The 26,347-nt window shown below is 73.1% G+C and carries 17 protein-coding genes and 3 tRNA genes; 15 read left to right on the top strand and 5 right to left on the bottom strand.

The genetic code is table 11. The features are described from left to right. Positions 1–59: 59 nt before the first annotated feature. On the bottom strand, positions 60–869 hold the full coding sequence (locus tag ABT354_RS06995) for a glycerophosphodiester phosphodiesterase (protein ID WP_351490009.1): 810 nt from the start codon (positions 867–869) through the stop codon (positions 60–62). Positions 870–1,215: 346 nt separating this feature from the next. Between ABT354_RS06995 and ABT354_RS06990 the strand changes: the two genes are divergently transcribed. The 3 genes from ABT354_RS06990 (at position 1,216) to ABT354_RS06980 (ending at position 3,615) form a co-directional block, all read left to right on the top strand. After that, positions 1,216–2,802, top strand: coding sequence for a S1C family serine protease (locus tag ABT354_RS06990; RefSeq protein ID WP_351490007.1), 1,587 nt, complete (start codon positions 1,216–1,218; stop codon positions 2,800–2,802). A gap of 73 nt (positions 2,803–2,875) precedes the next feature. Then, positions 2,876–2,960, top strand: a tRNA-Ser gene (locus ABT354_RS06985). Between the two features lie 274 nt (positions 2,961–3,234). Further along, positions 3,235–3,615, top strand: a complete 381-nt coding sequence (locus ABT354_RS06980) for a hypothetical protein (RefSeq protein ID WP_351490192.1) — start codon at positions 3,235–3,237, stop codon at positions 3,613–3,615. Positions 3,616–3,735: 120 nt separating this feature from the next. Here the strand turns inward: ABT354_RS06980 and ABT354_RS06975 are convergent, their stop codons facing one another. After that, a complete protein-coding gene (locus ABT354_RS06975; RefSeq protein ID WP_351490004.1) occupies positions 3,736–4,434 on the bottom strand; it encodes an 8-oxoguanine DNA glycosylase OGG fold protein in 699 nt (232 codons plus the stop codon). A 226-nt stretch (positions 4,435–4,660) separates the two neighbouring features. Between ABT354_RS06975 and ABT354_RS06970 the strand changes: the two genes are divergently transcribed. From ABT354_RS06970 to ABT354_RS06935, 7 genes are all read left to right on the top strand, one after another. After that, on the top strand, positions 4,661–8,224 hold the full coding sequence (locus ABT354_RS06970; protein WP_351490002.1) for a DNA polymerase III subunit alpha: 3,564 nt from the start codon (positions 4,661–4,663) through the stop codon (positions 8,222–8,224). 6 nt (positions 8,225–8,230) lie between these two features. After that, positions 8,231–9,421: a DNA polymerase Y family protein gene (locus ABT354_RS06965; RefSeq protein ID WP_351490000.1), complete on the top strand. Its 1,191-nt coding sequence runs from the start codon at positions 8,231–8,233 to the stop codon at positions 9,419–9,421. Between the two features lie 49 nt (positions 9,422–9,470). Next, positions 9,471–11,198: an OB-fold domain-containing protein gene (locus tag ABT354_RS38035; RefSeq protein ID WP_502983341.1), complete on the top strand. Its 1,728-nt coding sequence runs from the start codon at positions 9,471–9,473 to the stop codon at positions 11,196–11,198. Further along, a complete protein-coding gene (locus ABT354_RS06950; RefSeq protein ID WP_351489998.1) occupies positions 11,195–12,349 on the top strand; it encodes a lipid-transfer protein in 1,155 nt (384 codons plus the stop codon). The genes ABT354_RS38035 and ABT354_RS06950 overlap by 4 nt, the downstream gene beginning before the upstream one ends. 52 nt (positions 12,350–12,401) lie before the next feature. After that, positions 12,402–13,493 carry a DUF1906 domain-containing protein gene (locus ABT354_RS06945; protein ID WP_351489995.1) on the top strand — a complete coding sequence of 364 codons (1,092 nt, stop codon included), beginning with the start codon at positions 12,402–12,404 and terminating at the stop codon, positions 13,491–13,493. 318 nt (positions 13,494–13,811) lie between these two features. After that, positions 13,812–14,414, top strand: a complete 603-nt coding sequence (locus ABT354_RS06940; protein ID WP_351489992.1) for a SigE family RNA polymerase sigma factor — start codon at positions 13,812–13,814, stop codon at positions 14,412–14,414. A gap of 398 nt (positions 14,415–14,812) precedes the next feature. Further along, the gene (locus ABT354_RS06935; protein ID WP_351489990.1) at positions 14,813–16,459 is read left to right on the top strand and encodes a long-chain fatty acid--CoA ligase; all 1,647 of its coding nucleotides are present in this window, start codon (positions 14,813–14,815) and stop codon (positions 16,457–16,459) included. 206 nt (positions 16,460–16,665) lie between these two features. Here ABT354_RS06935 and ABT354_RS06930 read toward each other — a convergent pair whose 3' ends face one another. Both ABT354_RS06930 and ABT354_RS06925 read right to left on the bottom strand, forming a co-directional pair. Next, positions 16,666–21,279 (bottom strand): PAS domain-containing protein, encoded by a 4,614-nt coding sequence (locus ABT354_RS06930; protein ID WP_351489987.1) that lies wholly within the window; start codon positions 21,277–21,279, stop codon positions 16,666–16,668. A gap of 182 nt (positions 21,280–21,461) precedes the next feature. Then, positions 21,462–21,932: an SSI family serine proteinase inhibitor gene (locus tag ABT354_RS06925; RefSeq protein ID WP_351490186.1), complete on the bottom strand. Its 471-nt coding sequence runs from the start codon at positions 21,930–21,932 to the stop codon at positions 21,462–21,464. 291 nt (positions 21,933–22,223) lie between these two features. Between ABT354_RS06925 and ABT354_RS06920 the strand changes: the two genes are divergently transcribed. Both ABT354_RS06920 and ABT354_RS06915 read left to right on the top strand, forming a co-directional pair. After that, a tRNA-Ser gene (locus ABT354_RS06920) sits at positions 22,224–22,317 on the top strand. Between the two features lie 225 nt (positions 22,318–22,542). Then, positions 22,543–22,615: transfer RNA gene (locus ABT354_RS06915), tRNA-Arg, on the top strand. Positions 22,616–22,826: 211 nt separating this feature from the next. On the opposite strand, the gene ABT354_RS06910 is transcribed toward ABT354_RS06915, so the two are convergent. Beyond that, positions 22,827–23,618 (bottom strand): SMODS-associated NUDIX domain-containing protein, encoded by a 792-nt coding sequence (locus ABT354_RS06910; protein WP_351489985.1) that lies wholly within the window; start codon positions 23,616–23,618, stop codon positions 22,827–22,829. Between the two features lie 388 nt (positions 23,619–24,006). Between ABT354_RS06910 and ABT354_RS06905 the strand changes: the two genes are divergently transcribed. The 3 genes from ABT354_RS06905 (at position 24,007) to ABT354_RS06895 (ending at position 26,186) form a co-directional block, all read left to right on the top strand. Further along, positions 24,007–24,888, top strand: a complete 882-nt coding sequence (locus tag ABT354_RS06905; protein ID WP_502983340.1) for a DUF2797 domain-containing protein — start codon at positions 24,007–24,009, stop codon at positions 24,886–24,888. Between the two features lie 62 nt (positions 24,889–24,950). Then, positions 24,951–25,325 (top strand): antibiotic biosynthesis monooxygenase family protein, encoded by a 375-nt coding sequence (locus ABT354_RS06900; RefSeq protein WP_351489980.1) that lies wholly within the window; start codon positions 24,951–24,953, stop codon positions 25,323–25,325. 120 nt (positions 25,326–25,445) lie between these two features. Further along, entirely contained in the window at positions 25,446–26,186 is a 741-nt protein-coding gene (locus tag ABT354_RS06895) for a response regulator transcription factor (RefSeq protein ID WP_351489978.1), read from the top strand. Positions 26,187–26,347 lie beyond the last annotated feature (161 nt).

The raw sequence follows: 26,347 nt of genomic DNA, 5'->3' as shown, positions 1-26,347 counted from the left end.
GCACAGTTCGAACGCGCCGGTGCACTTCAGGTGAGACGAGTGACTCCTGCTGCTGGGGTTTACCCCCGGCCCAGTTGGGAGAGGACTTGCCGGGGTCGATTGGTGATGATGGCCTCGACTCCCAGCCGGGCGCAGAGCTCGACGTCCTCGGGTTCGTTGACGGTCCAGACATGGACCTGATGGCCCGCCCGGTGGACCCGTTCGATATAGCCGGGCTGGTTCCGCAGGATGCGGATGCTCGGTCCGGCGATGCGCGCCCCGGCGGGCAGCCGCCCGTCCCGCAGCCGGGGGCTCACGAACTGCATCAGATAGACCGTGGGCAGGGTCGGGGCCGCGGCGGCGACCCGGTGCAGTGAGCGGGCGGAGAAGCTCATGATCCGTACGGATGACTCCGCGGCGGTGGCGGGCGCGGCCAGCCCGAAGCGGTCCAGCAGCCCGATCAGTCGTTCCTCGACCAGGCCCGCCCAGCGGGTGGGGTGCTTGGTCTCGATGGCCAGCTCGATGCGGCGGCCGGAGTCGGCGACGAGTTCCAGCAGCCGTTCCAGGGTGAGGACGGAGGTGAGGGAGGGGTCCCCCCGGTCCGGCAGCTCCGCGGAGTCCTCGTGGCCCTTCCAGGTGCCGAAGTCCAGGGCGGCGAGGTCCGCCAGCTCCAGGGTGGAGACGGCGCCCCGGCCGTTGGAGGTGCGGTTGACCCGTCGGTCGTGGACACAGACGAGATGGCCGTCGGCGGTCAGACGGACATCGCATTCGAGGGCGTCGGCTCCGTCCTCGATCGCCTTCATATAGGCGGCGAGGGTGTGCTCGGGGGCCTCCTCGGAGGCTCCGCGGTGGGCGACGACCTGGATGTGGTGCTGCCGTGCTGGGGTCACCGCGACATGGTGTCACCGCGAGGGGCGGGAGGGGATGAAGGGGTCCGATTCCGGTCGGTACGGGTGGTGCGGTTCCGGTGCGGTGGGTGCCCGGCGCGGGGTGCCCGGTGGCGGCGGACCGGGCCGGTGCGGCCCTTCCTGACCCCGTCGAGGCGGCCGGTGCGGGCACCCTCCCCGCCCGCCATCCCATATGTACTAAATCTCATGAAGTAAAGAGGTGCCGGGATAAGCACAGGTCCCGCTTACAGTGGCCTGACGACCTATGGGAAATGCTTGTCCGGGACAGCTTGGGGCGTCTCGGGACACCCCGGGGCCCGACATCGACGCGGAATCTGAGGAGACAGCTGTGAGCACCGAGAACGAGGGAACTGAGGGGATCGCGCAGCCAGCCGCCCCGTCCGTACCTCCCGTGCCGCCGGCGGCTCCGGACCATGCTTCCCCCACTCCTCCTCCGCCGCCCCCGCACCAGCCGTACCAGCAGCCTCCAGCCGCGCCGCCCGCGCAGCCGCCCGCGCAGCCGCCCGCGCAGCCGCTTCCGCAGCACGGCACGCCCGCCGACGCTCCTCCCGTCCCGGCCGCCTACCCGCAGGCCGCGCCGGAGGCCCCGGCCGGCTCCCCGTACCAGCCGCAGTACAGTGCCCCCCACCCGTCGCCCCCCGCCGCCCACCCGGGTCCCGGAGCCGAGCAGACCGCGGGCGGCTGGCCCCCGCCCCCGCCCACCGTCCCCTCGTACGCCGGTGACGGCGCCGCGCCCTGGGGCGCGCCGCTGCCGTCCACGCCCGAGCCCCGGCGCCGCGGTCGCTCCGGTGCCCTGATCGCGGCCGTGCTGATCTCCGCCCTGGTGGCGGGCGGTGTCGGCGGCGGCCTCGGCTACTGGCAGGCGAACCGCAGCGACGACGCGAACTCGACGACGGTGTCGGCGAACGAGCTGCCCAAGGACCTCAAGCGCGACCCGGGCACGGTGGCGTCGGTCGCCTCCTCGGCCCTGCCCAGCGTCGTGACCATCCAGGCCGACTCCGGCGGCCCCGGCGATCTCGGCGGTACGCCCGGCCGGGGCCAGGGCGGCGGCACCGGCACGGGCTTCGTGTACGACAAGGAGGGCCACATCCTCACCAACAACCATGTGGTCGACTCCGCGGCGGACGGCGGCAATCTGTCGGTGACCTTCTCCAACGGCAAGGACTACGCGGCCGAGGTCGTGGGCCGCGCCCAGGGTTACGACGTGGCGGTCCTCAAGCTGAAGGACACCCCCCAGAAGCTCACTCCCCTGCCGCTCGGCAACTCGGACCGGGTGGCCGTCGGCGACTCCACGATCGCCATCGGCGCCCCCTTCGGCCTCTCCAACACGGTCACCACCGGCATCATCAGCGCCAAGGACCGCCCGGTGGCCTCCGGCGACGGAACCAACACCCGGAACTCGTACATGAGCGCCCTCCAGACGGACGCGTCGATCAACCCGGGCAACTCCGGCGGCCCGCTGCTCGACTCGCGCGGCGCGGTGATCGGCATCAACTCCGCCATCCAGTCCACGGGCGGCGGCCTCGGCGCCCAGGCGGGCTCCATCGGCCTCGGCTTCGCCATCCCGATCAACCAGGCGAAGAACGTCGCCGAACAGCTGATCAAGACCGGCAAGCCGGTCTACCCCGTCATCGGCGCCACCGTGAACATGGTCGAACAGGGCGCCGGCGCGGAGATCACCAACCAGGGCACCAACGGCCCGGCCCTCTCCCCGAACGGCCCGGCCGACAAGGCCGGCCTCCGCGAGGGCGATGTCATCACCCGCCTCGACGACCGGCAGATCGACAGCGGCCCGACCCTGATCGGCGAGATCTGGAACCACAAGCCGGGCGACAAGGTGAAGCTCACCTACGAGCGCGACGGCAAGGAGAAGACCGTCGACGTCACCCTCGGCCAGCGCACCGGCGACAGCTGATCCCCACCGCCCCCACCCCCGCCCCCGAGCCGGTACGCTGGACCCGCTCCGCCGCCGCTCGACGTCGGAGCGGGGTGGGTTGCCCGAGCGGCCTAAGGGAACGGTCTTGAAAACCGTCGTGGCGCGAGTCACCGTGGGTTCAAATCCCACACCCACCGCCCTCTGAAACGGCCCCTGACCGGGATCCACGGTCAGGGGCCGTTCTGTTGCGCGTTGTCCCCGAGTCTCTCGTTCCCTGGTGGTGTCCGACCGATCGGGAACGGTTGGATGGAGCCTTCTGGCCGTAGCTCTGGCTGGATCGGTCAGCGACGGCCGTACCGGCCGACGGCCGTACCGGCCGGTGGACGGGTGAGGAGGGACACCGCCGTGCCGGGGCGGTTGCTGGGGTTGCGGTACCTGACTGCCGTACCGCAAGATCCAGACGGGGTGACCATGGAACGGCATGTACTGGAATTGCTGTTGGCCGGTGATGACAAGGCATCCGTGACAGCTCTGGCCACCCTCCGAGGCGGCGCCACCTACTGGGTGGCAGACCGGGCACAACCTGCGGGCTGGCATGCCGGAGTCTTCAGCCGTCGGCTTCAGCGCATGCGGATGTACGGACTTGAGCCTCTTGGGCTGGAACGAGCAGTGCGGCTCGTCCGCGAGCATGGCCGGCCCGTGCGAACAGGTCTGATCGATTCTGCCGATCGGACATGGACCACCCTGCTTTTTCTCAACGAGGACGGCAGTGCACTCGTGGCTTGCGCAGGCTGGGCGCTGCCGCTGCTGGTCGTGGATCCACCGCCTGAGGAGCGGGCGAGTCGCCGGTGACCTGCGGCCTCGGCCGACGGGCACACCGCCTGCACCGACATCACCTGCCGGGGGTGGCGTCCTCGTCTGCCGGTCCCCCGCCCCCGCCCGGTGATCGGCCACTGATCGTGGGGTCGTTGGTCAGGGCCTGAACAGCCAGCGTTCGATCTCGTCGGCGCCGATGCGGCGGCCGAGGCGGCCGCTCTCCTCCTGGGCCCAGCGGTCCAGGAGGGCGCAGTACCGGACGTAGGTGGCGGTGGGCCATCCGTACGCGCCGAGGGAGTCCCAGCCGCAGGTGTTCTTGAGGGTGGCGGCCACCTGGGAGTCGAGGATCGCGCACGGGTGGTCGGGGGAGCCGGCGCCGGCGAAGTACAGGACCTTGGTGGAGAAGGCCGGGCCCAGGTAGGCGATGGCGTTGCGGCCTCCGGGGCGGAGGGCCTCGTACGCCTGGGCGGGGTCCTCGGGGGCCGTGCGCAGAGCCTGGCGGAGAGCCGCGAGGGCGGAGGACGGGTCGTTCGCCACGGCCTGGACGCGCTTGCGGTTGAGGCGGAGCTTCATGCCGCTGCCCCAGGCGAGGACCCGCCACAGAAACCGCAGCAGCTCCTCGTCGGAGTCCGTGTCGAGGCCGGCCGCGTCCTCGAACAGGTCGCCGCGGCTCAGTCGTGTGACATCCGGCCCGGTCACCGGCGTGCCGGGCAGACGGGCGGCGGCTGTCTCGGTGTTCCACCAGTCGGTGGCGATCGGGATGGTGTGGGCGTCCATGCGCTCCGCCCGGGGCTCGGCGAGGGCTTCACGGCATGCGTGCGGCAGTTGCAGACGGGACAGGTCGGTGGGTGCCATGTCCTCATCCTCCCGGTGGGGGAGCCGGTGAGGGGCAGGGGGGAGAGCCGGTGGGAGATCAACACTGTCACGTCCGCCCGCCCTGCCGCCGTTCCGGAAGATTCCGTTCGACCCGTTCCGGAATGAGGGGTTACGCTTCCCAGGTAATCGAACGAAGGTTCGAGAGACTTTCAGCGACTAATCGGGTGAACTGGTTGAAGGGGTGCAAAGTGGCTGGAGGTGTGCCATGGAGGGCTTTACGCATCTGCATGTCGCCTCGGGCCACTCCGCCCGCTATGGCGCCTCGCACCCCCGTGACCTGGTACGACGGGCCGCCGAGCAGGGGATGGGCAGCCTTGCGGTGACCGACCGGGACGGGGTCACCGGGGTGGTGCGGTTCGCCAAGGCCGCGCGAGGGGCCGGGGTACGGCCCGTCTTCGGGGTGGACCTCGCCGTCGAAGCCTTCGGGGCAACGGGAACGGTAATGGCAACGGCAACGGCAGGGGCAACAGCAGCAAGAGCAACAACAGGAACAGGGGCCCGTACGCCCGTACGCGGGGGTGCCTATGTCCGGGATCCCGCGTTCCGCTTCACCCTGCTCGCCCGGAACCCGGCCGGCTGGGCCGCGCTCTGCCGGCTCACCTCCGCCGCGCACGCGCACCCCGTCGACGGCCACCCCGTCGTCCCCTGGCACGCCCTGCGCCGCTGCGACCTGAGCGGTCTCATCGCCCTGCTCGGCCCCCTCTCCGAGCCCGCGCGGGCCCTCGCCGCAGGTCGGGACGGGCTCGCCGAGCGGCTGCTCGCCCCCTGGACGGAGCTGTTCGGCGGGGCGCTGCGGCTGGAGACCGTCTGGCACGGCCGCCCCGGCACCGGCCCCGGCTCGCTGCGGCTCGCCGCCCGGACGCTGCTCCTCGCCGACCGGGCCGGGGTCCCCGCCGTACTGACCAACGCGGTCCGGTACGCCGACCCCCGCCGGCACCGGATCGCCGACGTCCTGGACGCGGCCCGGCTGCTGCGCCCCGTCGACCCCCGCCGGCTCGACTCCGGCGAGCGCTGGCTGAAGGACCCGGCGGCCATGGCGGCGGTCGCCGACCGGATCGTCCGGGCGGCCGGCCTCGGCCCCGCGCGGGCGCTGCGGCTGCTGGCCACCACCGAGGAGACCGCCCGGCTGTGCCGCCTCGACCCCGCCGTCGGCCTCGGCCTGGGCCGCAGGCATCTGCCCGAGCCCCAGGCCGTCGGCGCCCGCAGCGCCGCCGACGCCGCCCGGGTGCTCCGGCGGCGCTGTGCCGACGGGCTGGTCCGCCGGGGCCTGGACCGGGACCGCGACGCCCGCGACCGGCTGGAGGAAGAGCTGGCCCTGATATCCGAGCTGGGGTACGACACCTACTTCCTCACCGTCGCCCAGGTGGTCGAGGACATCCGTGACCTGGGCATCAGGGTGGCCGCACGCGGCTCCGGCGCGGGCAGCATGGTCAACCACGTCCTCGGGATCGCCACCGCCAACCCCCTCGACCACCGGCTGCTGTTCGAACGTTTTCTGTCACGGCGCCGTACCGACCTGCCCGATATCGACCTCGATGTCGAGTCCGCCCGCCGGCTGGAGGTCTACGACCGGATCATCGAACGGTTCGGCCGGGAGCGGATCGCGATCACCGGTATGCCCGAGACCTATCGGGCCCGGCACGCCCTGCGGGACACCGGTCTCGCCCTGGGGATCGCCCCCGCCGAGGTCGACCGGATCGCGAAATCGTTCCCGCACATCCGTGCGTCGGACATCACCGCCGCCCTCGCCGAACTGCCCGAACTGCGCGACCTGGCCGCGCGCGCCGCCCCGTACCGTCTCCTCTTCGAGCTGGCCGAAGGGCTCGACGCGCTCCCCCGGGGCATCGCCATGCACCCCTGCGGAGTGATCCTCAGCGACGCCGGCCTGCTCGACCGGCTCCCTGTCCAGCCCACCCCCACCGGCGGCTATCCGATGGTCCAGGCCGACAAGGAGGACGTCGAGGACCTGGGGATGATCAAGCTGGATGTCCTCGGTGTCCGGATGCAGTCGGCCATGGCCCATGCCGTCGCCGAGATCGAACGGGTCACCGGCCGCCATGTCGACCTCGACGACCCGCGCCAGGTCCCCCTGGACGATCCCTTCGCGTTCAAACTCATCCAGGCCTCCGACACCCTCGGCATGTTCCAGCTGGAGTCCCCCGGCCAGATGGACCTGCTCGGCCGGATGCAGCCGCGCGACCCGCAGGACGTCATCGCCGACATCAGCCTCTTCCGGCCGGGACCGGTCGCGGGCGGCATGCCGGAGCGCTATGTCGCCGCCCGGCACGGCGGCACCCCCGCGTACCCCCACCGCGATCTCGAACCCGTCCTCTCCGATACCTATGGAGTGGTGATCTGGCATGAGCAGATCATCGAGATCCTGCGGGTCATGACCGGCTGCGACCGAGGGACCGGGGATTATGCCCGCCGCGCCCTGAGCGACCGGGAGCGGCTGCCGAAGGTCCGGGAGTGGTTCCACCGGCTGGCCACCGACCAGGGGTATCCGCCCGCCGTCCGGGCCGAGGTCTGGGAGACCGTGGAGGCGTTCGGGGCGTACGGGTTCTCCCGCGCCCACGCCGTCGCCTTCGCCGTACCCGCCCTCCAGTCCGCGTGGCTGAAGGCCCACCACCCGGCCGCCCTCTACGCGGGACTCCTCGAACACGACCCCGGCATGTGGCCGAAGCGTGTGGTCGTCGCCGACGCCCGGCGCCATGGCATTGCCGTCCTCCCCGTCGACATCAACCGCTCGCGCGCCGTCCACACCGTCGAACGGGCCCCGGACGGCACCTGGGGCGTACGGCTCGCCCTCGCCGGTGTGCGCGGCATCGCCGACGCCGAGGTCTCCCGGATCGCCGCCGGACAGCCGTACACCTCCCTCCCCGACCTCTGGCAGCGCGCCCGTCCCGGCCGCCCCACCGCCGAGCGGCTCGCCGACATCGGCGCGCTGGCACCGCTCGCGGGGCCCGGCCGGACCCGGCGCGATCTGCTGCTGGGGATCGCCGAACTCCACCGCCAGTACCGGGGGCGGGGCATCGGCGACGGACAGCTCCCGCTCCGGATCGAGGGTCTGGAGGAGAGTGGCTCGAAACCTTCTTCACGAACGGGCAAGAAGGATGACAGGGGTGACAGGGGTGGCTACGGGCTGCCGGAGATGACCGGACGCGAAGCCCTCAACGCCGAACTCCATGTGCTGGGCATCGATGTGACCCGGCATCTCATGGACTACCACCACCGGCTGCTGCGGGAGCTGGACGCCACCCCCTCCCGGCGCCTCGGCGACCTCCGTACCGGCGAGACCGTGCTGGTCGCGGGGGTGCGCGCGGCCACCCAGACCCCGCCCATCGCCTCGGGCAAGCGGATCATCTTCGTCACCCTGGACGACGGCACCGGCCTGGTCGACCTCGCCTTCTTCGAGGACAGCCACGCCGCCTGCGCCCATACCGTCTTCCACTCGGGGCTGCTGCTGGTCCGGGGCACGGTGCAGCGGCGCGGCGGGCGGGCCACCGTCGTCGGCACCATGGTCTGGGACCTGGAGGCGCTGGCGGTGGCCCGGCGCGACGACGGCCCGGAGGCGGTCCACCGGCTCCTCGGCAGCGCCCCGGCGGGCCGTGCCCCGCAGCGGCGGGAGACCCGGCGCACCATCCCGCAGGAGACCGGGGCGCGGCTCCACCCCTGGGCCGACCTCCGGCCCGCCGGGGAACGCACCGCCGACCCGGCCGCCCTGGACCTGGTCTCCCTGGGGTACACCAGCCCCGGAAGCGCGGGGTGAGCCGCCATGACACCGCGTTCCCCCGACCCACCGGGTGCCGGCGACCCGCCGCGCACCGCCGAACGGCATGTGCTGCGCGTCCACTTCCATCTGTACGGGTACGGGTACGGGAGCGAGTACGGGAGCGAGTACGGGAGCGGGAGCGGTCACGGGTACGGGTACGGGGACCGGCCGCCCCCCGACGGCGACCCCTTGTACGAGTCCCTCGGCCCGGAGCGCGAGGAGCGAGACGATTCCGGACCCCATCGGCCCGACCCGTACGAGCGGCTGGTCGGCCTCCTCCAGGGCATCACCCCCCGGGTCCAGGCGCTCCCGCCCACCGACGCCGACTGCGACATCACCGGCGCACTCCGCTATTTCGGCCATGATCCCCAAGGGGTCGCCCAGCTGATCCGGATGCGCTCCCTGGCGCTGTACGGGGTGGACACCACCATCGGGTCCGCCGGTAACCGCCTGCTCGCCGCCATGGCGGCCGACGCCACCGCACCGGGCGGTGTCACCCATGTGCCCGCCGACCCGGAGGCGGTCGCCGCCTTCCTCCGCCCCCGGCCCGTCGCCGCGCTCCAGGGTGTCGGACCGGCGCTCGCCCGGGTGCTCGTACGCCATGGACTCCACACCGTCGGCGCGGTCGCCGACACCCCGCCCGGCACCCTGCAACGCCTGCTGGGCGCGGCCCCGGGACGGCGGCTGTACGAGCGTGCCCACGGGATCGACCCCCGTCCGGTGACCCCGGGGGAACCGGACCGCTCGTACGGGGCCGCGTACGCCTTCGACCGCGACGAGCTGGATCCGGAACGCCGGCGCCGGACCGTGGTCGCCCTCGCCGAGCGGATCGGTGTACGGCTGCGGGGCGAGGGAAGGGTGGCCCGCAGACTGACGCTGACGGTCCGGTACGCCGACCGGAGCACCACGGTCCGCACCCGGTCGCTGCCCGAGCCGTCCCAGCACGGGCCGGTGCTGATCGCCACCGCGTACGCCCTGTACGAGTCGCTGGGCCTGCAACGGGCCCGGGTCCGGGGGCTCGCGCTGCGGGCCGACGATCTCCTCTCCGACGCGTCGGCCACCACCCAGCTCAGCCTGGATCCGGACGACGAGCGGGCCCGGCGGGTGGAGGCGTCGGCGGACCGGGTCCGGGCGCGTTTCGGACCGGGGTCGGTCGGTCCGGCGGCGGCCCTCGCCGACCGGCGGCGACCTTGACAGGCGCCTGGAGCTGACGGACAGTCAGAAACTCGGGAGGGGGTGGCGATTGACCGGGACAGCCGAGGACAGGAGCGGGCCGGACGCCGGGCGCGGCCCGGACACGGACACGGACGCGGACACGGACACCGGGGACGGCCCGGACGCGGACATCGGGGACGGCGGCCTGTACGCACGCCTCCAGGGGTACGAGGGGCTGCCGCTCGTCACCGGCCGCCCCGGCCCGGACCCCGTCAACGAGCCGATGATCCGCCACTGGTGCGAGGCGATGGGGGACCGGAACCCCGCGTACCGGGGCCCGGACGCCCTGGCCCCGCCCACCATGCTCCAGGCGTGGACACTGGGCGGGCTCGCCGGGCGCGCCGGCCGTTCGTCCGTCCACGCGGAGCTGTTCGCCGTGCTCGACGCGGCGGGGTGCACGGCGGTCGTCGCGACCGACTCGGAGCAGGAGTACCGGAGGCCGCTGCGGCCGGGGGAACGGATCACCTACGACGTGGTGGTCGAGAGCGTCTCACCGCGCAAGACGACCCGGCTGGGGACGGGCCACTTCATCACCACCCGGACCGATGTCCGGGCGGACGGCCGCCTCGCCGGGACCCATCGCTTCCGTGTCCTGCGGTACGCCCCGGCGAAGCGCTCCCCCGGGGGGCCCGTGGCCGGGGAACCACCCCGGCGGCCCCGGCCGGTGATCAACGACGACAACGCCGGGTTCTGGGCGGGCGTCGCCCGGCACCGGCTGCTGATCCAGCGCTGCGGGGGGTGCGGGGCGCTCCGTTTCCCCTGGCTCCCCGGGTGCTCCGGATGCGGCTCGCCGGAGTGGGACACGGTGGCGGCGGGCGGCCGGGGGACCGTCTACTCCCATGTGGTGATGCACCATCCGCCCTTCCCCGCCTTCGCCACCGGGCCGTCACCCCGGGGCGGCGGCGGGGCGCCGGAGCCCTACGCGGTGGCGTTGATCGAGCTGGCCGAGGGGGTGCGGATCGTCAGCAATGTGATCGGTGTGCGGTACGACGCGGTACGGATCGGGATGCCGGTGGAGCTGGAGTTCCTGCGGGTGGACGCGGAGCTGGAACTCCCGGTCTTCCGGGCCGCCGGAAGCGGTCCCTCCGCAGAGCCCTCCACGGAGCACGCCGCAGATCTCTCCCCAGAGCCTTCCGCCGAGCCCTGCACTGCGCCGGAACCGGAGCCCGAGGCGGAACCGGAACCCCGGGACGTCGAGATGGTGGCCACGGGCCTCCCTCCGGTCGCGGGCGCGGAACTGGCGCCGCTGGAGATCCCGATCACCCGCACCCTGATCGTCGCGGGCGCCCTCGCCTCCCGGGACCACCAGGAGGTCCACCACGACCACGAGGCGGCGATGGCGAAGGGCTCCCCCGATATCTTCATGAACATCCTGACCACCAACGGCCTGGTGGGGCGGTACATCACCGACCGCCTCGGGGAGGCCGCCGTCCTCCGGAGGGTCGCGATCCGGCTGGGGACACCGAATCACCCGGGGGACACGATGGTGCTGCGCGGCACGGTCGTCTCCGTCACCGACCGCGCTGCCGACCGCGCCGCCGGGCGGTCCGGGGCCACGACCGGGGCCGAGGACGGGGCCATGGCCGGAGTCACGGCCGGAGTCACGGCCGAGGTCCGGGTCGTCGGGACGAACACCCGGGGCACCCATGTCACAGGCACGATCACCGTCACGGTCCCGGCGCCGCCCGCCCCCTCCCCCGTACCCGCATCGCACTCCCTGTCCCCGGCCCCGGCTCCCGGAGGTGGCACCCCATGAGGGACGGTCTCGGCGGACGGGCCGCCGTGGCGGGCATCGGGGCGACCGAGTTCTCCAAGGACTCCGGCCGCAGCGAGCTGAGGCTCGCCGCCGAGGCGGTGCGCGCCGCCCTCGACGACGCCGGGCTGCGCCCCGCCGATGTCGACGGCCTGGTCACCTTCACCATGGACACCAGCCCCGAGATCACCGTCGCCCAGGCGGTCGGCATCGGTGAGCTGTCCTTCTTCTCCCGGGTGCACTACGGCGGCGGCGCGGCCTGCGCCACCGTCCAGCAGGCGGCCCTCGCCGTGGCGACCGGCGTGGCCGAGGTGGTCGTCTGCTACCGCGCGTTCAATGAACGCTCGGGGCGCAGATTCGGTGCCGGGGTACGGGACCGGGCGCCGACGGCGGAGGGGGTCGCGCTCGGCTGGGGCATGCCGTTCGGGCTGCTCACCCCCGCCTCCTGGGTGGCGATGGCGGCCCAGCGCTATCTCCACACCTACGGTCTGGCCCCCGAGGTCCTCGGCCATGTCGCCGTCACCGCCCGCCGCCATGCCGCCCGTAACCCGGCCGCGTACTTCCACGGACGGCCGATCACCCTCGCCGACCATGCCGCGTCCCGCTGGATCGCCGAGCCGCTGCGGCTGCTGGACTGCTGCCAGGAGACCGACGGCGGACAGGCGATCGTCGTCACCGGGGTGGAACGGGCCCGGGAGCTGCGCCGGCCGCCCGCGGTGATCGTCGCCGCCGCCCAGGGCGCGGCGAGGGGGCAGGAGCAGATGACCGGCTTCTACCGGGGGGATCTCACCGGGCTCCCCGAGATGGGAGTGGTCGCCCGCCGGCTCTGGCGGAACTCCGGGCTGACCCCCGGCGACATCGATGTGGGCATCGTCTACGACCACTTCACCCCTTTTGTTCTGATGCAGCTGGAGGAGTTCGGCTTCTGCGGACGGGGCGAGGGGGCCGGATTTGTCGCGGAGGGCGCGCTTCCGCTGAATACCCATGGCGGACAGCTCGGTGAGGGGTATCTCCACGGGATGAACGGGGTGGCGGAGGCCGTCCGGCAGATCCGGGGCACCTCGGTGAACAGCGTCCCCGGCGCCTCCCGGGTCCTGGTCACGGCGGGGACCGGGGTTCCCACATCCGGGTTGATCCTGGGCGCGGACGGCTGAGCCGGGGGCCCCAGCGCTGGCCGGGGGCCGGGGGGAGCCGTTGACTCGGTGCATGCGCACCCGAAGCCGGGCCCCGAGGAGCACCACCGCCGCCGCCCTGGTCCTCACGGCGCTGCTCGGCGCGTCCGATCTGCTGTTCGCGCCGCAGGGGCCGCCCGAGGGGGCCGCGTACAGCTCCACGTCGGCGACCGGGGGCCGCTTGTCACCGGGCGAACGCCGACCGCCCGGCCGGGTGCCGGACACCACCGCCGATACGGCGGTGACCTTCCGGGGGCTCGCGTTCGATCTGTGCCGGGCGCCCTCGCTGGCGGTGATGAGGGCCTGGCGGACGTCGTCGCCGTACGGGGCGGTGGGCGTCCCCTTCGCGGGCCGGGGCGGGGAGTGTCCCGGCCCGGCCCGGGGCGGTCCGCGCCTCACCCGGGCCTGGGTCACCGAGGTGCACCGGATGGGCTGGCGGCTCTTCCCGGTGTACGCCGGGGCCCGCCCGCCCTGTTCCGCCTCCGGCGACAGTGCGACCGGCGACAGTGCGACCGGGGAGAGCGGGGCCAGGTCCGGAGCCGGGAGGGAGGGATCCGGGAGGGAAGGCGTCGGGAGTGAGGGCATCGGGAGAGACGGTGTCGGGAAGGACGGTGTCGGGAAGGACGGTGTCGGGAAGGACGGGGCGACGATCGGCGGTGACGGCGGGACCCCCGCCGCCCAGGGCGGCCGGGACGGAACGGACGCCGTCCGCGCGGCACGGGCGCTGGGCATGATCCACGGCAGCGCCCTCTATGTCAGTCTCAAGTCGTACGATCTGCGCGACTCCTCCTGCGTCCGGGCCACCCTCGACTATGTCCGCGCCTGGAACAGGGAGATCCGCCGCCACGGCTATGTCCCCGGGCTGCGCAGCCACGCGGACGCCGGGGTGCTGCACATGGAGCACGCCCGCCGGGCGGGCACGGGGGACCTGCCGTCGGCGATGTGGTTCGCCCGGTGGAACCGCAGGCCGTCGCTGTACGACGAGCGCGCGCTCCACCCGTACGCCTGGCGGGTCAAACGCCGGATCCACCAGTACGCGGGGGAGGTTACCGAGGAGCACGGCGGGCACCGGCTGACGGTGGGCCGGAGTCTCGCGGACGCGCCGGTGGCCCGTTTCGGCCGCTGACCGCCGTGCGGCGGAAGGCCCGGGGCGGGACCGTGCGGCGCGGCCTGCGGTGGTCCCCGGTGGTCCCCGGTGGGTCCATGCCGGGTCCATGTCGGGGGCCTGTGCGAGGTGGCCCGTACGGGAGCCGGGGCCGGGTTCCCCACCGTGGCCCCGGCCCTCTCCGCGCCGCTCCCACCCCCGAGGAGCAGGTCATGGCTCTGAGGGTCTCCTCCACCTTCAGGAGGTGGGGCCGGCACCACCCGTACAACCTGAGGCGGACATGGCTTCAGGCCCTCCGGGCGATCCGCTGACCGCCCCCTCGCTCCTAGCGTGGGGCCCATGACCACGCCAGTCTGCACAAGAGCTTCGAGGCCCGCCTGGCCCGCTTGGCCGGCGCCCGCCGCGCCCGGCGCGCCCGGCTCCGACACCCGTTACGCGCCCCGCGCGCGCTACACGTCGTTCTCCTCGTACGTACGGGCACGGGGGCCCGTACTGCTGCGGACCGCCCGCTCGCTCACCGCCAATCCGAGCGACGCCGAGGATCTGCTGCAGACCGCGCTCACCAAGACCTATGTCGCGTGGGAGCGGATCGAGGACCACCGGGCGCTCGACGGCTATGTGCGCCGGGCCCTGCTCAACACCCGCACCTCGCAGTGGCGCAAGCGCAAGGTGGACGAGTTCGCCTGCGACGAGCTGCCGGAGCCGGAGACCGTGCCCGCGCCCGACCCGGCCGAGCGGCAGGTGCTGCACGACGCCATGTGGCGGGCCGTGATGAAGCTGCCGGACCGGCAGCGGGCGATGGTCGTGCTCCGGTACTACGAGGATCTGAGCGAGGCCCAGACCGCCGAGGTGCTGGGGGTTTCGGTCGGTACGGTCAAGAGCGCGGTCTCCCGGGCGCTCGGCAAACTCCGCGAGGACCCGGAGCTGGCCCCGGTGCGCTGAAGCCCGACCGTCCGGAGCCCCGCCCCCCGGCCCCGGCCTGTTGAGCCGCCTCAGCCCTTGAGCACCGGCCCTTGAGCACCGGCCTTTGAGTACCGGCCTTCGACCCCCGCCCTTTGAGCACCGGCCCTTTGAGCCCGGCCTGTTGACCCTCGGCCTGTTGACCCTCGGCCTGTTGAGCACCGGACCGCCGAGCCCGGATCGCTGAGCCCGGCCCGTTTGCTGAGCCCCCGGGTGTCCGCATCGGTGTCCAGCTCTCGCACGCGTGCGCAAGACCTCCCTCCAGGGGTAGCGACATACAGCATCCAGGGGTAGTGACATACCGCGTGGTATGCGCGCAGAATCTGCACACCCCTACTGCCATGTAGCGACAGAGCGTTCGCGCTCATCGGGAGGACGCCGTGCGGAGCACCATGCAGGATGTACCGCTGCTGATCAGCCGGATTCTGGAGCACGGCCGCAAGATCCATGGAAAGTCCCAGGTCATCACCTGGACCGGGGAGGCGGAGCCGCACCGCCGCAGCTTCGCCGAGATCGGCGACCGGTCCGCGCGGCTGGCCCACGCCCTCCGCGACGAGCTGGGTATCGACGGCGACCAGCGGGTCGCCACCCTGATGTGGAACAACGCCGAACATGTCGAGGCGTACTTCGCCGTCCCCGCCATGGGCGCCGTTCTGCACACCCTGAACCTGCGGCTGCCCGCCGAACAGCTGGTGTGGATCGTCAACCACGCCGCCGACCGCGCGGTCATCGTGAACGGCTCGCTGCTGCCGCTGCTCGCCCCGCTGCTGCCGCATCTGCCCACGGTGGAACATGTCGTGGTCGCGGGCCCCGGCGACCGCACCCTGCTCGCCGACAGCGAGGCGCAGATCCATGACTACGAGGAGCTGATCGCCGGACGGCCCACCGTCTACGACTGGCCCGAGCTGGACGAACGCTCCGCCGCCGCCATGTGTTACACCTCCGGCACCACCGGGGACCCCAAGGGCGTGGTCTACTCCCACCGTTCGATCTATCTGCACTGTATGCAGGTGAACATGGGCGAGTCGATGGGCCTGGACGACGAGGACACCGCCCTCGTGGTGGTGCCCCAGTTCCATGTCAACGCCTGGGGGCTGGCCCATGGCACCTTTATGACCGGCATCAACCTCCTCATGCCGGATCGTTTCCTCCAGCCGGCCCCGATCGCCGAGATGATCGAGCGGATACGGCCCACCTACGCCGCCGCCGTCCCCACCATCTGGCAGGGGCTGCTCGCCGAGGTCACCGCCCGCCCCCGTGATCTCTCCTCGCTGCGGATGGTCACCATCGGCGGCTCCGCCTGTCCGCCCGCGCTGATGGCGGCGTACGACAAGCTGGGGGTCCGGCTCTGTCAGGCGTGGGGCATGACGGAGACCTCCCCGCTCGGCACCATGGCCCACCCGCCCGCCGGGCTCACCCCCGACGGGGAGTGGCCGTACCGGATCACCCAGGGGCGTTTCCCGGCGGGTGTGGAGGCCCGGCTGGTCGGGCCCGGCGGCGACCTGCTGCCCTGGGACGGCGCCTCCGCCGGTGAGCTGGAGGTGCGCGGTCCCTGGATCGCCGCCGCGTACTACGGCGGTACGGAGAACGAGGAAGTACGTCCCGAGGACAAGTTCAGCGCCGACGGCTGGCTGCGGACGGGCGATGTCGGGGTGATCGGACACGACGGCTATCTCACCCTCACCGACCGGGCGAAGGACGTGATCAAGTCCGGCGGTGAGTGGATCTCCAGTGTGGCGCTGGAGAACGAGCTGATGGCCCATCCGGATGTCGCGGAGGCGGCGGTCGTCGCCGTACCCGACGAGAAGTGGGGCGAGCGCCCGCTGGCCACCGTCGTCCTCAAGGACGGCGCGGCCGCCGACTACCCGGCGCTGCGGGACTTCCTCGCCGAACGGGTCGCCAAGTGGCAGCTTCCGGAACGGTGGGCGGTCGTCCCGGCGGTGCCGAAGACCAGCGTGGGGAAGTTCGACAAGAAGCTGATCCGGAGGCAGTACGCGGACGGGGAGCTGGATGTCACGCTGATCTGATCCGGCCCGGCCCGGCCCGGTCTGATCCGGCCCGGCCCGGCCCGGTCTGATCCGGCCCGGCCCGGCCCGGTCTGATCCGGCCCGGCCCGGCCCGGTCTGATCCGGCCCGGCCCGGTCCGGTCGGACCCCGGTCCGGTCGGAAGCGGTGGAGCCGGGTCGGTCCGGTCTCCCGGGCCGGCTCCACCGCTCTTCGGTTCAGCGCGCGATCAGTTCGTCCCGATCTTCGCCAGCAGATCCACGATCCGTGACTGCACCTCGGCGCTGGTCGAGCGCTCCGCGAGGAAGAGCACGGTCTCGCCCGAGGAGAGCCGGGGCAGCTCGGCGCGGTTGAGCCCGGCCGAGGTGTAGACGACCAGGGGCGTACGGTTCAACTGCCCGTTCGCCCGCAGCCAGTCGATGATCCCCGCCCGGCGCCTTCGGACCTGCATCAGATCCATCACCACCAGGTTCGGCCGGGTCTGGGCGGCGAGCGCCACCGCCTCCGCGTCCGTACCCGCCCGTGCGACCTGCGTACCGCGCCGCTCCAGCGCCGAGGTGAGCGCCAGCGCGATCTCCTCGTGCTCCTCGATCAGCAGCACCCGGGAGGGATGCTGCTCGCTGTCGCGCGGCGCCAGGGCCTTCAGCAGCACCGCCGGGTCGGCGCCGTAGGCCGCCTCCCGGGTCGCCTGCCCCAGCCCCGCCGTCACCAGCACCGGCACCTCGGCCGCCACGGCCGCCTGGCGCAGCGACTGAAGGGCCGTACGGGTGATCGGCCCGGTCAGCGGGTCGACGAAGAGTGCCGCCGGGAAGGCCGCGATCTGCGCGTCGACCTCCTCCCGGGAGTGGACGACCACGGGCCGGTAGCCCCGGTCGCTCAGCGCCTGCTGGGTGGAGACATCCGGTGCGGGCCAGACCAGCAGCCGGCGCGGGTTGTCCAGCGGCTCCGGGGGCAGCTCGTCGTCCACGGGGTGCGGCTGCGGCCGGTTGGCCACCTCCACCGCGCCCCCGGGGCCGTCCAGCGGCTCGGGACCCTCCGCCGCGTCCACGTCGGGCGCGCCGATCGCGTACGCCCGGCCCTCCGCACGGTCCAGCGGCAGCCGGGGCCCGTGCGGGGGGACCGCCGGGGCGGCCTGCGCGGGGGCGGCCGACGGCTCGGGACGCTCGTCCTCGGGCGGCGCGGCGAGCCTGCGCCGCCGGCCGGAGCCCAGTCCGCCCGCGGCCTGCGGGTCCGTCCCGGCCTGCGGATCCGATGCCCGCTCCGGGGTCCTCTCCGGGGCCCTCTGGGGGTCTGCGGCCGGGGCCGCGATCGGTCGCCGCGTGGGTACGGGCTGCTGGGCACCCGGTACGGGCTGTGCGCCGGTCGCGGGCTGGACCGCCTGGCCTCCCTGACCGAGGGCGCGCACGCTGAACGCGCGTCCCTGGGTGTCGCCCGCCCCGGGCCGGGGGGCCTCGGCGGGCAGCGGCTGCCGGGCGGGTGCCGGGGCAGTGGGCCCGGCTTCGGGCAGCGGCAGCGAGAGCGAACCCGTGCCGTGCGGGTCCATCACCGGGGCGCCGTCCCGCGCTCCCGGTACGGCGAGGCCCGCGCCGTCGGTGTCGTCCTGCGCCCCGGCCGGACGCGCCCGGCGGCGGCCGGTGGGCAAGGGGTGGGGCAGCGGATGGTGCTGTGCCGGGGTGTGGTCGGCGCCCGGCGGGACGCGGACGGCGTCATGGCGCCCCGGCAGGGAGGCGTCGGCCGCTCCGGCGGTCGGCGGGACGGGCCGGTCGGCCGCGGCGGGCGGCAGCGCGAAGCGCGAACCGGCCTCCCGCTCCGGGACCCCCGGTCGCTCCTGCTCGGCCGGGGCGGGCGCCAGCGCACGGCGGGTCCGCCGGCCACCGGGGTACGCCTCGACCTCGCCGCCCGGCACCGCGCCGGGTACGGGGGCCGTGCCGGGCACCGGCGCCAGCTCGGCCATCGCGGCGGGCTGCGGCGGCATGCCCTGCGGGGGCACCGGTCGGCTCTGCTGCTGGGGCAGGCCCAGCGCCCCGGGGGGTACGGGCATGCCCTGCGGCGGTACGGGCCTGGGCGGCCGGGGCACGGAGCCCTGCGGCGGGTCCTGCTGGGGCCGCTGCTGGGGCAGGCTGAGCGCCCCGGGCAGACGGGGCGTACCGGGTGTACCAGGCGTACCGGGCTGCGGCGGCATGCCTTGCGGGGGCACCGGCAGCGGCGGTCCGGCCTGCGGGGGCACTCCGCCCGGCGGGACGGCGTGTCCCGGGGCGGGTCGCCCGGAGGCGCCCTCGGCGGCCGTCACCACGGAGTCCCCGGGGTTCTCCTCGGGGATATCGGACGGCTCCGACGACTCGGTCGGCTCGGGACGCGCGGCTCCCTCGGCCGGCTCCGGGTGCCCCGGGTGTGCCGTGTGTTCCGGAGCACCCGGGTGCTCCGGATGCTCCGGCGAACCGGTTCCCTCGGCCTCCGCCGGGCTGGGGCGCCCGCGCCGTCGGCCGGTGCCACCGGTGGGCGTGCGGTCGCTTCCGTCGCCCGGGGCGGAGCCGTCGGCGGGGTCGGCGGAGGCCGCCCTGCGGCGGCCCGTGGGCGGGGACGCGTCCTCGCCGGAGGCGGAACCCTCCGCCGAGACGGGGCTCTCCAGGAAGGCGTCGGTCGAGCCGCGCCGTGCCCGGCGCCGCCCGGTGCCGGTCTCCACGGGGCCCGTCGGTGCGTCCAGGGGCGCCGCCGGGGTCAGGGCCTCGGCGGGCTCGACGGGCTCGCCCTGCTCGGAGAGGTGCTCCGGGAGCAGCTCGGGCATGGTCTCGGCGGACGACTGCGTACCGACTCCTGCCGTACCGGCCGTACCGCTCGTACCGACTCCTGACCGGCCGGCTCCCGACCTGCCGACGCCGGGCGGAATCGCTCCCGCCGGGTGGGGTACGGGCGGGCGGGCCACGGAGGGGTCGCTCAGCGGCTGCCCGTCGACCGGCCCTCCGACCGGAACAACCGGAACATCCGCATCGGGCACTGCGGGCACCACGGGCGCTGCGGGGGTTTCCGGGGTTTCCGCCCCGGCGGCTGCGGGCTGCGGCACCGGGGCGCCGCTCGGCAGCTCCGGCGCACCCGGGGTGCCGTCCGCCGGGACCGCGCCGTCGGCTTCCGCCGCCGCGTCCCCGGTCACGTCCCCGTGCCCGTTTCCGCTGCCGTTCCCGTCGTCGTCCGTCTCCTCGGGCGCCTTCCCGAGCGGTACCTCCAGGACGTACGCGCTGCCGCTCATCCCCGGCATCTCGTGCGTCTGGAGCACCCCGCCGTGCGCCTCGACGATCCCGCGCACGATCGGCTCGTGCACCGGGTCGCCGCCGACGAACGGGCCGCGCACCTCGATCCGTACGACCTCACCGCGCTGGGCCGCCGCGATGACGACCGTGGAGTCCACATAGCCGCCGTCCGGCAGCAGCCGGGCCTTGCCGGTCGAGTCGACCCCGGCGACATCCGCCGCCAGATGCGCCAGCGCGGTCGCCAGCTGTCGCGGGTCCACCTCGGTCTCGACGGCCGGGGCGTGCACCGCGAACTGCGCCCGGCCGGGCCCGATCAGCTCGATCGCGCCCTCGACCCCGGCCGCGACGACCGCGTCCAGCGGCACCGCCGTCTTGGCGAGGGCCTCCTGGCCGGTGTCGAGCCGCTGATAGCCGAGGACATTGTCGATGAGGGTGGTCATCCGGGCGTACCCGGCGGCGAGGTGGTGCAGGATCTGGTTGGCCTCGGGCCAGAGCTGCCCGGCGGGGTCGTCGGCGAGCGTCCCCAGCTCCGTACGGAGCTCCTCCAGCGGCCCGCGCAGGGAACCGCCGAGCACGGCGGTGAGCTGCTCATGCCGGGCGGTCAGCTCCTGCTGGTGCTCGTCGCGCCGCTCGATCTCGGTGGCGTACCGCTCGGACCGGTCCGCCAGCTCGGCCGCGTACCGCTCCTCGTTCCGCTCGATCTCGGCGGTCAAGCGCTCGGTGGTCCCGGTCAGTTCGGCGGTGAGCCGCTCGGTCAGCTCCGCCAGCTCGGCGGCGTGACGCTCGGCCAGCTCCTCGGCCGGCCGCCGGTCGGTGAAGGTCATCACCGCGCCGACCAGCTGGTCCCCGTCCCGTACCGGGGCGGTGGTCAGATCGACCGGCACCCGTGAGCCGTCCTTCGACCACAGCACCTGCCCGCGCACCCGGTGCTTGCGGCCGGAGCGGAGGGTGTCCGCGAGCGGCGACTCGGCGTACGGGAACGGCTTGCCGTCCTCGCGCGAGTGCAGGATCAGCGGGTGCAGCTCCCGCCCGCCGAGGTCGCTGGCGCGGTAGCCGAGGATCTGGGCGGCGGCCGGATTGACCAGCACCACCCGGCCCTCGGTGTCCGTACCGACGACACCCTCGGCGGCGGCGCGCAGGATCATCTCCGTCTGCCGCCGGGAACGGGCCAGCTCGGCCTCGGTGTCCAGCGTTCCCGAAAGATCCCGGACGACGAGCATCAGCAGCTCGTCACCGGTGTATCCCTGACGGGAGGCATAGGCGTCCCGTCCGTCCTCCAGTCCCGCGCTGGTCACCTCGACCGGGAACTCGACACCATCCGTACGGCGCGCCATCATCCGGGTCGGCTTGGTCCGGCCGCGCTCGTCGGTCGCCTCGGGGCGCCGCATCGAGCCGGGGATCAGCCGTGAGTCGAAGCTGGGCAGCAGATCCAGCAGCCCGCGCCCGACCAGGGCGGTCCCCGGAGTCTCGAAGAGTTCCAGGGCGATGGTGTTGGCGTTGACGACCGTGCCGTTGCAATTGACGAGCACGAGGCCGTCAGGGAGGGCGTCGAGTATGGCTGCGAGGCGAGCAGCGCCTCGGGACGGCCGACTGCTCACGACGACGGTTCCTCCCTGGCCTACTGCGTGTGCGGACAGCGGGCCCCATCTTGCCCCTCGGGTCCTCTGCTGTCACTGAAGGCGATTCTAAGGGCAGTGGGTGTCGTCGGAACGGCGGATGAGGGGGAGCTCATACCGGGGTTGTGTGGACGGACGGTGACCACGGCCCTGGCGGGGGCCTGTCAGGCGCCCTGGGAACGGGTGCTCGGAAGCACGGGTTCCAGGATCTGCCAGCGGGAGATCTCGCAGCCGTCGGTACGGCTGAACACGGCATCCACCGGGCGTCCCCGCCAGTTTCCGGTCACCCGCGCGGTGGCCGGGCCGCCCGCCTGCTGGGTGCACATCCGTCCTTCGGGAACGGGGGCGAAGGGGTCCTGCCCCTCCCGCGCCAGCTCCGCCAGACGGGCACAGGCCGCCTCGCGCTCCGGGTGTGTCCCGCCGACGGGTTCGCACGCCAGTTCGTATCGCCCGTCGCTCCGGGGGTCCCCGGTCCCGTCGACCACCACGGTCAGCCGGTCCTGTTCCCCGATCGGTACGGGCGCGATCGGCAGCGGCACGGTCACCACGGGCGGCGGCCACCCGGCCGGCGGCGGCGCGGCGGCCCCGGCGGTTCCGGGCACCACGGCGGCCAGCAGGGCGGCGGACACGGTCATGACGAGGGCGAGGCTGCGACGCGGCACGGGTGCTCCTGACTCGGGATCCTGACGGGCACGGGCGGCTCCCCACCGGACTCCGGCCACCGCCCATGGCGTCTAACGCCCCCCACCCCCGTCCGTTGCGCCCGCCCCCGCCCCGATTCACCCCACCCGCGCCCCGCCCCGGGCGTGTCGCCCCGGAACAGGCCTTTGCCCTGCGGCCCAGGTCCCTAGTACCGTGGGCGGCGATTGGTGACACCGAGCCTGACTGTGTCATCATCTGCACACACCGCGCCCGCGCGGAGTGCTGGAGGCGTCGCCTAGTCCGGTCTATGGCGCCGCACTGCTAATGCGGTTTGGGCCTTAAAGCCCATCGAGGGTTCAAATCCCTCCGCCTCCGCCAGCACCACCACCAAAGCCCCGGCCACCCGGCCGGGGCTTTCGTGTTCCCTCCACCCCGCCCCGGACCCCCGCCCGGACCCCCGCCCGGAGGGCCCGCCCCGGGCGCCCGCCCAACGGCGTTTCCGCAGGTCAGGCAGGGTGAGGGGAATGGATTTCGCGTGACGGCGCAGGTCATGTAATGTTGTTCCCGCAACGCCGACCAGGCAGAAAAGCCCGGGAAGCACAAGCACTCGTAGCTTAACGGATAGAGCATCTGACTACGGATCAGAAGGTTGCAGGTTCGAATCCTGCCGAGTGCACAGCAGGCGAGAGGCCCCGGAGAGATCCGGGGCCTCTGGCGTTTCCGGATCATCACCGGCCGATGATGATCGCCACGGCGCCGGCCGGCCGGGAGCGGTGAAGGGCTGATCACTCCGGCCAGGCCCGGTGCGGTACGCCGCTCCGCTCCGGCACGTCCCGCCGACGGTCTGAACGACGACGTCCAGCTGGGTTGGCGGCGCGTCTCGGGCGTCAGAGGATCCGGCGGCTGTGTGTCGAGATGTCCACGGTCTGCGGCTGTCCCGGGACCGCGCCACGGCGTTTGATCTGTTGCGCGGAGACCCACACGATGTCCGGATGGCCGGTCGCGGCCAGTTGGCGGAGCGAGTCCTCCTGCTCCTGGTTCGGCACGAGCTCGTAGATGTCCGCCACCAGGATCTCCAGGGATTCGGCCCAGGGGCTGTACTGGATCGGATCGACTTCCCGTCCGAGATAGTTGTGCATGATGTGCGGGAAGGTGCCGGGCGGCAGAATATCCGCGGCAATCAATTCTTCCTGGAACTCCCGCCATGGAGAATCCTCGCGGCCCTGCCGGGAGTCGAACCACTGGAAGAACTGGAATATCCTCTTCCCTGGGACCCGTACGCGCAGATCTCCGTAGCTCGCGGGGTCCAGCGGGACCAGATCGTCATCCGTTGCTCCCAAGGCCGAGAGGGTGGCCTTTCCCTGGGGGGAAACCTTGTGGACGCCGCCCACTGGTTGGAAGTGGCTGCGGTACCGTGACCCACGGATCAGCAGGTACTTCCCGTCGACGTAGATCTTGAACAGATATGACGTCGAGACGCGGATGGACTTATTGCGGTAGCGCAGCGAGTACCAGAGGTGTCTGAGGTTCCCCCAATTCCTTGCCACCTCGTCGACCACGGGTAAGAGCAGGCCGACGCTGAGACCGGCTGTCATGTTGACGAGGGTGGCGTCGGTGATGAAAAAGCTGGCCACTCCTGCGGTAATCGCCAGGGAAATATAGACGGTGAGTCGCAGCATGAACCTCTCCCGGTGAGGGGCTATCGAGCATCTGGAGGGAGCCGGCGTCGAGCCGGATCGTGTGGAGGACGATCAGGTCGGTTCGCATCGGGGCTCCGGGCGGGCGGGGGCGGAGGGGGTGGTGGTCTGTGAGTATCGCCCGCGGTCCGGTGCCCCGTTCGGGGGTGCTGGGACGTGACCGGTGCGCGCCGGGTCCAGTGGGGCGGCGCGCCGGGGGGTGAGGGTAGAGATTCGGCCAGGGCCGTAACGTGGGGTTCTCCGGTCCGGCGTGCGGATACGTCCGGGAGAGCCCGGCGTGGGAACGGCCGGAAGTCGGTGTACGGGTCCGGCCGGAAGCGGGCGGCTCGGGTACTGTCGCCGCTTTCGGTGATTGCGCCCGGAGGTGCGTATGACATGGCGGTGCTCCGGGATCGGGTGGCCGCAGGGGACGCGGATGGCCGTTCTCCGGTGGGAGGGCGGACGGGTCAGCCCGCTCACGGCCGGCCGGGAGCTGGGCTTCCGCGCCGAGGGCGAGCGGAGCTGTGTCGGCGCGCGCGGCAACCCCTGCCCGCTCGGCGCGACCGTGTCCGGGCGGGCCACCCAGGCGCGCTGCCCCGAGTGCGCGCGGCTGGACCGGGCCCACTCGGTCGCCGCCGACACCATCGCCGACGACCCCCGTACCTACCGTGTCTATCTCGCCTGGTTCGGCCCCGGTATGACCAAGGTCGGGATCACCGCCGAGGAGCGCGGTCCCGCCCGTCTCCTCGAACAGGGCGCCGTCGTCTTCAGCTGGCTCGGGCGCGGCCCGCTGATGGCCGCCCGCCGTACCGAGGAGCTGCTCAGCCGTTCCCTCGGGGTGCCGGACCGGGTCCCGTACGCCGAGAAGCGCGCCGTACGGGCCGAGCTGCCCGGCACCGAGGCCGAGCGGGCCGCGGAGACCGTCGAGCTGCACCGGCGGGCCCGCGCGCTCGACGGCTGGCCGGAGACCCTGGAGCCGCTGGGCTGCGACCCCGTCGACCACGCCGGGGTGTTCGGGCTGGCCGGGCTGGACCGCGCCACCTGTGTCGTACGGGAACTCGTCCCCGGCGGGGCCGTCTCCGGGACCCTGCTCGCCGTCGCGGGGCCCGATCTGCATCTGCGGACCGTCGACGGCGAGATCGCCGTCCTGGACACCCGGCTGATGTCCGGCTGGTCCCTGGTCGGGGCCGACACCGCCGCCGGGCTCTCCGTACCGGTCTCCGACCTCGGGGTGGGGACCTCCGGCGGCGGCGCCCAGGACGGGCTCTTCTGAGCGTCTGCTCCGTACCCCATATTCCGTGGACAGCGGCCCGCCGGACGCACACGCTAGGGGTCATGAGCAGCCCGGCCCCCCGCCCCGTTCCCGCCTTCGAACCCCCCTACTACACGGTCGTCTTCACCTCCGTACGGCTCGATGAGACCCCCGGGTACGGGGAGACGGCCGAGCGTATGGCCGCGCTGGTCCGGGAGGTGCCGGGCTTCCTCGGATACGAGCACGCCTCCGACCCGGGCGGGTTGGGCATCACCGTCGGCTACTTCCGCGACGAGGAGGCCATCGCCGCCTGGCGGCGGAACCTGGAGCATCAGACGGCCCAGCGACGCGGCCGTGACCGCTGGTACCGCCACTACAGCGTCCATATCGCCCGGGTCGAACGCAGCCACTCCTTCACCCGGGAGGACGGGGAAGAGGACACGGGTACCGAGGGCTGAAATCCAAGGGGTTCAAGGGCCCAAGAGTTCAAGGGCCCAAGAGTCCGCCGGTGGGCTTTCTCAGGGAATTCACAGGTGGACACAAGGTCGCTTTCAGGGCCGGGGCGGAGGGTGGCGCCCATGACCGCGACCTCGCCCCAGGGGCGTACGGAGATGCTCAGGCCCGACGGCAGCACCGTCCGGGTGCTCGTCGTGGACGACGAGGCGGCGCTGAGCGAGTTGCTGTCGATGGCTCTGCGGTACGAGGGCTGGGAGGTGCGCAGCGCCGGGGACGGGGCCGGTGCGGTGCGTGAGGCGCGGGAGTTCCGCCCCGATGCCGTGGTCCTCGATGTGATGCTCCCCGACATGGACGGACTGGCGGTCCTCGCCCGGCTGCGGCGGGAGGCGCCGGAGGTCCCGGTGCTCTTCCTCACGGCGCGGGACGGTGTGGAGGACCGGATCGCCGGGCTCACGGCGGGCGGCGACGACTATGTCACCAAGCCGTTCTCGCTGGAGGAGGTCGTCGCCCGGCTGCGCGGTCTGATCCGCCGCTCGGGCGCCGCCACCGCCGCCCGCAGCGAGTCGCTGCTCGCGGTGGGCGATCTGACCCTGGACGAGGACAGTCATGAGGTCAGCCGGGGCGGTCAGTCCATCCATCTGACGGCCACCGAGTTCGAGCTGTTGCGCTATCTGATGCGCAACCCCCGGCGGGTGCTGAGCAAGGCGCAGATCCTGGACCGGGTGTGGTCGTACGACTTCGGCGGCCAGGCGAACGTGGTCGAGCTGTATGTCTCCTATCTGCGGAAGAAGATCGACGTGGGCCGCGCGCCGATGATCCACACCCGGCGGGGGGCCGGGTATCTGATCAAGCCGGGCGAGTAGCCGGCGAAGCGGTCTCCACGGGTAAGGGCCGGTCCACCTCCGGGTGGGCCGGCCCTTGTGCGTTCCGGCACGGGAATAATCACTATACGGTGTATGACTGGCGCTGTACGGTGTATAACTCACGCCACCCCACACCTCCCCACCCCCTCCGCAGGAGCCGG

The organism is Streptomyces sp. NPDC000594 (assembly GCF_040299965.1).
GTDB lineage: Bacteria > Actinomycetota > Actinomycetes > Streptomycetales > Streptomycetaceae > Streptomyces.
The sequence above is the reverse complement of the archived record's forward strand: the minus strand, read 5'-3'. Positions and strand labels throughout refer to the sequence as shown.

What these genes read in the sequence shown, in the direction of transcription:
- ABT354_RS06895 (WP_351489978.1), top strand. Translation starts at nt 25,446, where the DNA reads ATGACCGCGACCTCGCCCCAGGGGCGTACGGAGATGCTCAGGCCCGAC.
- ABT354_RS06965 (WP_351490000.1), top strand. Translation starts at nt 8,231, where the DNA reads ATGACACCGCGTTCCCCCGACCCACCGGGTGCCGGCGACCCGCCGCGC.
- ABT354_RS06970 (WP_351490002.1), top strand. Translation starts at nt 4,661, where the DNA reads ATGGAGGGCTTTACGCATCTGCATGTCGCCTCGGGCCACTCCGCCCGC.
- ABT354_RS06945 (WP_351489995.1), top strand. Translation starts at nt 12,402, where the DNA reads ATGCGCACCCGAAGCCGGGCCCCGAGGAGCACCACCGCCGCCGCCCTG.
- ABT354_RS06980 (WP_351490192.1), top strand. Translation starts at nt 3,235, where the DNA reads ATGGAACGGCATGTACTGGAATTGCTGTTGGCCGGTGATGACAAGGCA.
- ABT354_RS06925 (WP_351490186.1), bottom strand. Translation starts at nt 21,932, where the DNA reads ATGACCGTGTCCGCCGCCCTGCTGGCCGCCGTGGTGCCCGGAACCGCC.
- ABT354_RS06905 (WP_502983340.1), top strand. Translation starts at nt 24,007, where the DNA reads ATGACATGGCGGTGCTCCGGGATCGGGTGGCCGCAGGGGACGCGGATG.
- ABT354_RS06910 (WP_351489985.1), bottom strand. Translation starts at nt 23,618, where the DNA reads ATGCTGCGACTCACCGTCTATATTTCCCTGGCGATTACCGCAGGAGTG.
- ABT354_RS06900 (WP_351489980.1), top strand. Translation starts at nt 24,951, where the DNA reads ATGAGCAGCCCGGCCCCCCGCCCCGTTCCCGCCTTCGAACCCCCCTAC.
- ABT354_RS06950 (WP_351489998.1), top strand. Translation starts at nt 11,195, where the DNA reads ATGAGGGACGGTCTCGGCGGACGGGCCGCCGTGGCGGGCATCGGGGCG.
- ABT354_RS06940 (WP_351489992.1), top strand. Translation starts at nt 13,812, where the DNA reads ATGACCACGCCAGTCTGCACAAGAGCTTCGAGGCCCGCCTGGCCCGCT.
- ABT354_RS06975 (WP_351490004.1), bottom strand. Translation starts at nt 4,434, where the DNA reads ATGGCACCCACCGACCTGTCCCGTCTGCAACTGCCGCACGCATGCCGT.